Consider the following 9,278-nt stretch of genomic DNA (forward strand, 5'->3'; position numbering starts at 1 on the left):
TACCTACCTTTTCGAGCGCCGTATCCCATCACTCCGATGCGATCTTCTTTTAATGACAGTTCGATATTGGTCACAAATTCAGGCGAAGCCTGTTGCAGTGCCTCGATCCGTCCGTCGGAGCCCATCGAACTGGACAAGTCGAGGACCATGACGATATCTAGTGGGATGCCAGGCGCCGAAGCGATCGCTTGGCGTGGTATCGAGAACGACGATTGACCAAAGATTCCTGCGAAAAAGAACGGTTCATTGTTTTGGACCGCATGGACGTGAATCGCACTGGCGCGGGTATTGGATGCCGTGAACGTTTCGGTGTTGGGATCCCAGTTGCCGGTTTCCAAGGCAATCGTCTCTGGGGGAACATTGGCGACGAAACCCACTTTGTTTTTGGCAATGAAACTTTCCGCCACCGCCTTAGCGCCCTGGATGTCATCAGGGTTGTTTTTGAGGTGCAGTCCTCCGGCGATGGCTCCCGCATCCACTGCGGATTGCAACTGGCTGCGGACCAACTGCATCCGGCCGATGTCGACAGCAAAGGCTGCCATGCCAACAATCACAACCATCAAAACGGCGAACAGCACGATCGTACCCCCTTGACGCTTGGACGCTGGGCAGTAAGCAATTTGTGGCATGACCGAAACTCGCTGTTAAAAAGTGAAGTGCCATCATGTGTGGCGGGTGAAAGAAAGCTGACGCATCGAGACTATTGAACGATTTCGCCTTCGCGCGGCAGGACACAGGCGGCGGTGTAACTCAACCCGCTGAAATGGCGTGGGATAGGCAACCACGTCATATCCGCAAAATTCGCGGTGACGCGTACCGTGACCGGGGCCCATTGCGGAGTAGTATTTAGCGAAGCGGGTTCAATTTCGATGCTGGTGTTGGAAATCCCCATAGCATCGGACAATTGATTGACTTCGGCTTTGACATCCTTTTCGTTCGCCCCTTTTAGGACTGCGATTCGGCAACCCGACCGCGCGGCCTCTTCTAACGCTTGGACTGCCATCATCCCACGCCCCAATTCGATGGCGGCAAACAGCAAGATAAACATCGGGATGGCGACAAAGGCAAATTCAACGCTGACGGTGCCGCGCCGTGTGGAGCTGCGATTGATGGCGACAGAGCGACCAACGCAGTGTGTGCTGGGGAATTCGGCGATGCGTTGTGGTTCGGTGACACCCATGATATCGGAGATCGCTCTTAATGATTTTGTTTGAAGGATGGGATTCGCGTCGGCAACCGGAGAGGCGACGACAGGCTTCGCATTCAATCAATAAGTAGCTTGCGAACCCCCCAAGGAAACGGGGCTCGTTTGATATTTTCAGAGACTGAGTTGGTATGTCATGCAGGATGTTCCGGTTGCATCAAGTGCACCGCCGTTTGAGGCGACATCAGCAACGACAGATGGCGACCGAGTGGGCGACGTTAGCGTGTCGCTGTGAACCCATCGCATCGCTGCGAGATTTCCCTATGCCGACTCGGCGTGCCAGCAATATGAAGTACAATGTTGGATTGATGTTTCCCCAAAATCTTTCTCAGATAACGAAATCATGGACAAAAAAGCGAAGAAGCGTCTCGATGTCATCAACAAGAAACTGCAAACCCTTCGCCCTCGTTTGGCTGGGTCACGCGAACAGGCAGACGATCTCGATGAACTGAAGCAACTCGAGGACGAAGTTGCTGCGTTGGAAGCCGAAGCAAAGAAACTAAAAGAATCAAAGTAAGCGAGCGGGCCGTTTCCGCTATTGGGCCTGTATCCGCTACTGCGGAGCGACCGACGATTCTTGCTCGAGATTCGCTTCCGCTGCATCGTCGACGATGATTTCCGCCGCGATCCTCGCTAGCGTCGCGATACTGGGTTCGTCCATGAAATGGCTGATCGGGATCACGATCGCTAATTTGGTTTCAATCGTGTTTTTCAGTTCAATAGCCATCAGCGAATCGAGGCCAAGCGAACCGAGTGATTCAGATCGATCAAAGGTGGTCGGGTCCAACGACATGATCTTTCCGAGTTGTTGGCTGAAGTAGATTTCCAGTCGTTCGCATCGAGCATCATGGTCGAGCAAACGCAATTCCATCAGCAGGGCGTCGTCTTTGGCCGAAACCACCTCGGATTGAGATTGACCGTTGGCCGTGTGCAACGAACGCAATACCGACGGCACCGCGGATTCGGGAATCGATGAAAACATCTGGTGCCAATTGGCGTCAACCACCACTCGCGAGCGAGGGCCGTTTGGATTGCCGGCATCGATCAGCAAATCCAACGCCGCATCAAACCGCAAGGGACGCAGACCACGCGAGGCCAAGTTCTTTAGCCGTATCGGGTCATCCGCCATGCCAGCAGAGCTCCAAGGGCCCCAGTGGATGACGTTAGCAGGTAGTCCTTGATTGCGTCGTGACGCCGCAAAAGCCTCCAAAGCTGCATTCGCGGCAGCATAGTTGGCTTGCCCCGGCGACCCAAATACCGAAGCCACCGATCCCAGCATGTTGAACATCCTCAGCGGTTGGTCTTCGGTGGCCTTGGCCAACGCAACCGCTCCATCCACTTTCGGTCGCAGCACGCGAGCCACACTGTCGGACGTCATCTCGTGTAGCAAGCTGTCGTCCAACAGACCGGCGGTGTGGATCACGCCCACCACCGGCCGCATCGATTCAGGCAATCGTCGCAGCGCGGTACGCAGTTCCTCTTGATTCGTACAGTCACATTGCAGATAGCGACAATCCGCGCCGTTTTCTTTGGCCCAATTGATCAGTGCTTCGACTTGCTCGGTCGCTGCACGACGTGCAACCAGGACGACCTTGGTTGCGCCCCGTTGGATCAACCGCCGCGTGACGCCCATCGCGATCGCGCCGCTGCCACCGGAGATTAAATATGATCCGTCGGCGGTCACATGATCGCGTGAGTCAACGCTGGCATTCTTCTCTGGCGACACGACAATTTTGCCAATGTTTCGCCGGGCACTCATGAAGCGTAGCGATGCCGGCAGATCCGATAACGCAAACGTGGTAATCGGTTTGGGTTGATAGACGCCCTTTGCGAATTGCTCGGCTACCTCGGTAAACAGCGTTCGCACTTCATCCGGCCGATGGCGAAACAGTCGATCCAGATCGATTGCCGAATAGGTCAGATTGTCCTGGAACGGCAACAAACCGAGTTGCCGGTTTTGATAGATGTCGGTTTTGCCAATCTCTAAAAAGCGACCATGTGCGGCCAACAATTCCAACGACCGGTTGATCCATTCGCCCGGCAGCGAGTTCAAAACCACATCAACGCCACGTCCATTGGTGCGAGCACCAATGGCATGGAGTGAATCAATATCCCGGCTGTCAAAAATGTTTTGCGGGTCAATGCCCAGCATCGACAACAAGCGGCGTTTCAGCTCGCTGCCTGCGGTGGCGAATACCGTCGCACCGACGCTCTGTGCTACCTCGATTGCGGCTAATCCGACGCCGCCCGCAGCCGCATGGATCAAAACCGATTCGCCTGCGGCCAATCGGCCAATGTTTCGCAGTGCATAATGCGACGTCATATAAGCGACCGGGATACTCGCGGCCTCTTGCGGGCTAATTCCCGCTGGAACCTTGGTGACCAAGTATTCCTTTGTCGCGGCATCGGACGCAAAGCCGTATGGCACCACTCCCATCACCTTGTCACCGACGGCTACCGATTGCACTTGATCCCCAATTGCCGTCACCGTGCCGCTCGCTTCAATCCCCAGCGGGACCACTGCATCAGAGATTCCGGGATACAGCCCCATTGCCTTTAGTACATCGCTAAAGTTCAAGCCAACTGCATCGACCGAAATCACCACCTCGTCCGGTTTCGCTTTGGGCATCGCCATCCGCTCGACCCATAACCCTTCGGTCCGGTTGGTTCCATCAAGTCGGATGCGATAGCTGCCGCTCAGCGGAATCGGCAATTGAGATGCGTTCGAGACTTTGGAGAACGAACGTGGAGATGTGATCAAACGGGGCGACAAAAATTGATTGTTGCGATAGGCAAGTTCGGTTTCGTCCGATTGGCGAGTGAGCCAAGTTGCGACCGGCTCGGCGCTCATCGCATCACACGTCGCGACATCGAGCACTCGGATTTGCAGAGCCGGGTATTCATTGGCTGCTACACGAGCCATCGCGGCAAGCGCCGCTGATGCTGGGATGCTGTGTTCATCGCCAGTCGAAAAAGCACTCTGTAACACCAGCGAAACCAATGGCGTCTTGGGCTGGCGAACCGCCGATTGAATGAATTTCATCAATTCGCAAACACTCGCTTCGACATCGTCATGCGTGTGTGGCTGTGTCCACAGCCAATGTTCTTGTTGCGAACTCGGTTCCCACGTCGTAGGCAGCAGGGTTTGGTAAATCGCCGATCCAAAATGGCGGATCGCGGATGCGGTGTGGTTTTCGCTTGGTTGCGGATTTGGAATTGATACAGCGGTCCACTCGCATTCATAGATCCATTGTTGAGGATCCATTTGGTAGCGGGTGTGATCTTTTTGTAATCGCTTGCAACGCACTCCTTGTAGCGACACACAGATTCGGTCTTCGTGGTCGAGTAATTGGACATCGGCAACGACTTCATTCCACTGGTCGTTCATGTTTGGGTGACGACGAACGACCGCCGAGACGATTTCATTCCCGTCCTGGGTCACCACGCGGTCGACGCCCACAGGAAGGAAGGTGGGCGGGTCAGCCGATTCGCGAATCGACGCTGGCATGGTGGTCGCAATCAGTTGCAAGGCGCCGTCGAGCAATGTGGGATGGACCAACGAGCGTTTTGCTTCGCTCCGCAAACTCTCGTCCATTTCTAGTCGGGCACTAGAGACAGTATCGTCGGTAAGGATCGAACGCAGCGGTTGGAACAATTCCCCATAGCGAAGTCCCGATTCGGCGAGCGATTCGTAGAATGCGACTCGGTCAACCGAGGTCGCTTTCTCTGGACTTAGGCGTTTCAAAGCCGCCAACATCGTGCCGTTGGACTTTTTCACTCGGCAGGTAGCCGATAACGTCCATTCGGAATCCGATCCCTGGGGTCGCGAGTGAATTTGGATTTGCGATTGTCCGCCTTGAATGGGATCGGCCGTGGTTTGGATTTCCACGGATTGATCCTTGTGCAAAAATAACGCTCGGTGAACGGTGATTTCAAACAGTTCGTAGGAAAGCTCGCCGAATAATTCCTTCGCGGCAATCGCTAGTGCGTCAATCCAGGCGGCGGCGGGGACGGTCACGGATTCGCTGACGACATGTTCGGAAAGATAGCCAGGTTTGTTAATCGCAAGATGCGAAACAAACAGCAATCCACCGGATGCTAAACGTTGACGTGTCCCCAAGATCGGATGGACGCTTTGACCGCCAATCCCCGATTCCAGAGCGGGAGGTGCATGCCAGCAGCGTTGTCGAACAAACGGATACGTCGGCAGCGGCACTCGGTGTGACGGGTAAATGCGATCGATTGCGGCGAAATCAACCGGGGCCCCGACGCACCAAGCGGTGGCAACGGCACGGATCCAGTTGGTGTAATCTTGATCGTCCGGGTGTAGCGTGTCCACGGTCCGGAGCAGTGGTTCGCCGTCGTCGGATTTCAGCGAGCGACGAATCATTCCCGTCAATTGAGGCCGCGGCCCGACTTCGATCGCGAGATCAATGTTTTGGGTGGCCAGTTCGGCCATCACGTCGTTGAAACGAACGGGGCTCATCAAGTGATCGATCCAGTAGTCGACGTCGATCGTTCCCTCGTGAACCGTTCCTGTTACGGAAGAGACAAAGGTGACGTAAGGCGGCAATGTTACGTCACCAACCCACTGCATTAGACTCGCTCGCAGCGGAGCGGCCGCGTCTTGCATTAATGGCGAATGAAAGGCGTGCGATACCTTCAGCGGTCGACACACCGTACCAGCCGCTTCGGCTTTCGAGACGATTTGCTGGACCGCGTTTCGTGGGCCTGCGACAACGGTGTTTTGATCACCGTTGATTGCCGCAATCACCGCATCCGATTGAAGTTCGTCAATCCAATCTTGGACTTGCGATGCACTAGCCAACACCGCAGTCATCGTACCACGCGGAGGAAGATCGCCCATCAAACGGCCGCGATGGGCGGCAAGCATCAGTGCTTGCTCTTTGCTTAACGCTTTGGCAGCATACAACGCGGCGATCTCGCCGATGCTATGGCCTGCGACCACATCGGGAACAATTCCTGCGTTGGCCAGCGAATCGACCAACGCGATTTGGACCGCCGTGATCGCGGGTTGAGCCATCGCGGTGTCGTCGATCGAGCGGCCCGGTACGTCGTCACAGAGCAGTTCCAGCAGCGACAAGTTTAAAACGGGGTCAAGAATCGCCGCGCAGGATTCGAGCGACGATTGGAAACTCGGCAATGTTGGGATCAAGCCGGATGCCATTCCCGCATATTGAGATCCTTGGCCGGTAAACAGCAACGCGATTCGTGGCCGACGTCCGTGCGCCGGACGGCCGCTGACGACTTGTTTGGTTGCAACGCCCTCGGCGAGTCGCTGTAGCCCTTTGGAAAGTTCCGATCGGGTTTCGCCTAGGGCGACGGCACGGTGCGATAACATGCTGCGATATTTCGCATAAGAACCGCACAGGTGATGCGTTTGCATCGCGTCGGTCACCGAAGGATCGTTCAATCGATCCAACGCTTGCTGAGCTGCTGCGGGAATCGCGTCCTCGCTACGAGTTGAAAGTGGTAGGAAAAAGCATGGGGGGACACGTGCCGGTTGTTGGTTGGCTGGTGTGCACTGAGTCGCCTTTTCCAAAATCACGTGGGCATTGGTTCCACCAAACCCAAACGAACTAACACCGGCTAGGAAACGCCCCTGTTTGCTAGGCGTCCAAGCTTCGTTTTCGGTGGCAATCTTGAGGCGTTTTGAATCCAGTTTTGCATTGGGATTCAGTTTGCCGAAATTGGCCTGCCCCGCGATCCATTCGTGTTGGCACATCTTCAACACTTTGATCAAACCGGCAATGCCGGACACGGTTTCGGTGTGCCCAATGTTCGCTTTGACGCTGCCAATGTGAACCGGCGGCAGGGTCTCGTTTCTCGAGGCAAATGTTTCCGACAACGCCATCAACTCGATCGGATCGCCAAGCGGGGTACCGGTGCCATGAGCTTCGATGTAGGTCAGGTCGTCGACCGAGATTCCGGCTGCTTTCATGGCATCGCGGATGACACGTTGCTGGGCCGATCCGCTTGGCGCCGTAATTCCGCTGGTTCGTCCGTCTTGATTCACCGCGCTGCCGCGGATCATGGCCAAGATTCGATCGCCGTCGCGAAGGGCGTCGGCTGCACGTTTCATCAAGATCAAACCACAACCTTCGCCGCGGACGTAACCATTGGCGTTTTCGTCAAATGAACGGCATCGGCCATCGGGGCTCAGCATTCTTGCTTTGCTGAAGGCGATCGTGGTTTCCGGCGAAAGGATCAGATTCACTCCGCCGGCAATGGCGGCATCGCTCTCGCCTCGCATCAGCGAAATGACGGCCGAGTGGACCGCGACCAACGCCGATGAACATGCGGTGTCAACGATAAACGACGGGCCTTGTAAATTGAACAGATACGAGATTCGGCCCGCGGCGATGCTGAGCGCGTTGCCGGTTCCCATGTGGGCATCGATCTGTTCGAAATAGTCAGGGTAGCGAGCAGGGATTTTGGAGTAATCGGTGCCGCCGATGCCGATGAAGACACCCGTTTGAGTTCCCGATAAACGTTCGATTGGGACGCCGGCGTCTTCGATGGTTTCCCAGGCGACTTCCAACAACAGTCGTTGTTGGGGATCCATTCGCGATGCTTCACGCGGTGCGATCCCAAAGAAAGCAGGGTCGAACATGTCGACATTCGAGACGGCTCCGATCGCGTCAACCGACATTTTTCCTGGCGTGCGGCCACTGGGATCGAAATATTGATCACGGTCCCAGCGACTTGCCGGCACCGGACCGACGCTTTCTCGCTGTTGTTGGATCAGGTCCCAGAACGCATCGGGCGAATCCGCACCGGGCATTCGGCAACCCATTCCGACGATGGCAATCGCATTGGAATCATCAACTGAGGACGAATCATCCACCGAAGGCTGCGGACGCGATCCGAGCCGATTCTGTAGCAACGCACGTTGCGCAGGAGTTAATTTGGCCAGTCGTGCGGCAAGTTGTTTGTCCATCGGTGATTACGTTTTTTTCTTGTCGCTCAGGGCCGCGTCGATCTCGGCGTCCGAAAGTTGTTCGATTTCACTTAATAAGGCTTCGAGCTCTTCGGGTGACACGTCTTGCGACACCGATTCGTCGACAGATTCTCGCGTGGGGGCACCATTGTGCGATGTGTTGGCAATCGATGGCTCACGCACGAGCTGATTTTCCGAGGTTTCCGAACCAATCAATTCTTTGGCGATAAACCGACTCAGCTGAGCCACCGTGGGATGGTTCCACGCCACAATCGGTGTCAGCTCGATTCCCGACCAATCCTCGGTTTCGCCACTGAGTTCGACAGATGTCATCGAATCGAGTCCGTAGTCGGCAAACGGTTTGTCGAGTTCGACGGTATGAGGAGCCACGCCGGCACGGACGACTAACCACTCGGCAAGCCAAGCTTCGATCATACGCGTTAGAGGTTCGCGATCGGCTGCAGTGGGATGTTCGGGAAGTTTGGGAATCGCAATCGGCGCCTGCTCGGACAAAAATTTGCGGTCGTAACGATACTTGCAGCGAATCTCGTCAGCATCGAACATTTTGCGGCATCGATGCCGCTGGACTTTTCCGCTACTCGTCAACGGCACCGTTGCAGGGCGTACCAGCAACACGTTGCGTGGATCGACTTCATGCACATCGATCACCGTGCGCCGAATCGAACGCACCCAATCGGGATAGGCGGATTCATCACTGTGACGAGGGACTTCGGCAACAATCGCCAACCCTTCGCCGCGTGGGCCTTCAACAGAGAACGCCGCGCATTGCCCACCGTCGTTGCCGATGATCTCGCGGACCGTCGCTTCGATATCTTGAGGGTACAAGTTGCGGCCGCGCAGAATCACGACATCCTTGATCCGTCCGGTTACATACAGTTGTCCGTCGTCCAAGAAGCCGAGGTCACCGGTACGACAAAAACCAACACGGCCGTCGGCGGTCAAGGCGGCAAATCGCTGACGATTCTCTTCGTCACGATTCCAATAGCCTGCGGTGACACTAGCCCCTTTGATCCAAATCTCGCCAATCACCCGTTCATCGCAGACGGATAGGGTTTGAGGGTCGACGATCAGTAATTCCGTTTGGTCGACTGC

At 55.7% G+C, this 9,278-nt stretch carries 5 protein-coding genes; 1 reads left to right on the plus strand and 4 read right to left on the minus strand.

Annotated elements, in window-relative coordinates:
• Positions 1-629: VWA domain-containing protein (locus RMSM_RS02765; RefSeq protein WP_008691260.1), on the minus strand; the 629-nt coding region annotated here is incomplete at its 3' end.
• Between the two features lie 71 nt (positions 630-700).
• Positions 701-1,267, minus strand: a complete 567-nt coding sequence (locus RMSM_RS36320) for a TadE/TadG family type IV pilus assembly protein (RefSeq protein ID WP_008691262.1) — start codon at positions 1,265-1,267, stop codon at positions 701-703.
• A 280-nt stretch (positions 1,268-1,547) separates the two neighbouring features.
• On the opposite strand from RMSM_RS36320, the gene RMSM_RS41710 reads away from it, so the two are divergent.
• The gene (locus RMSM_RS41710) at positions 1,548-1,721 is read left to right on the plus strand and encodes a hypothetical protein (RefSeq protein WP_008691263.1); all 174 of its coding nucleotides are present in this window, start codon (positions 1,548-1,550) and stop codon (positions 1,719-1,721) included.
• Positions 1,722-1,757: 36 nt separating this feature from the next.
• Here the strand turns inward: RMSM_RS41710 and RMSM_RS36325 are convergent, their stop codons facing one another.
• Positions 1,758-8,165, minus strand: coding sequence for a type I polyketide synthase (locus tag RMSM_RS36325; protein WP_008691265.1), 6,408 nt, complete (start codon positions 8,163-8,165; stop codon positions 1,758-1,760).
• A 6-nt stretch (positions 8,166-8,171) separates the two neighbouring features.
• Positions 8,172-9,278, minus strand: a 1,107-nt coding sequence (locus RMSM_RS02780) for a phosphopantetheine-binding protein (RefSeq protein WP_144057330.1), incomplete at its 5' end; no start/stop codon positions are given.

The organism is Rhodopirellula maiorica SM1 (genome assembly GCF_000346295.1).
GTDB lineage: Bacteria > Planctomycetota > Planctomycetia > Pirellulales > Pirellulaceae > Novipirellula > Novipirellula maiorica.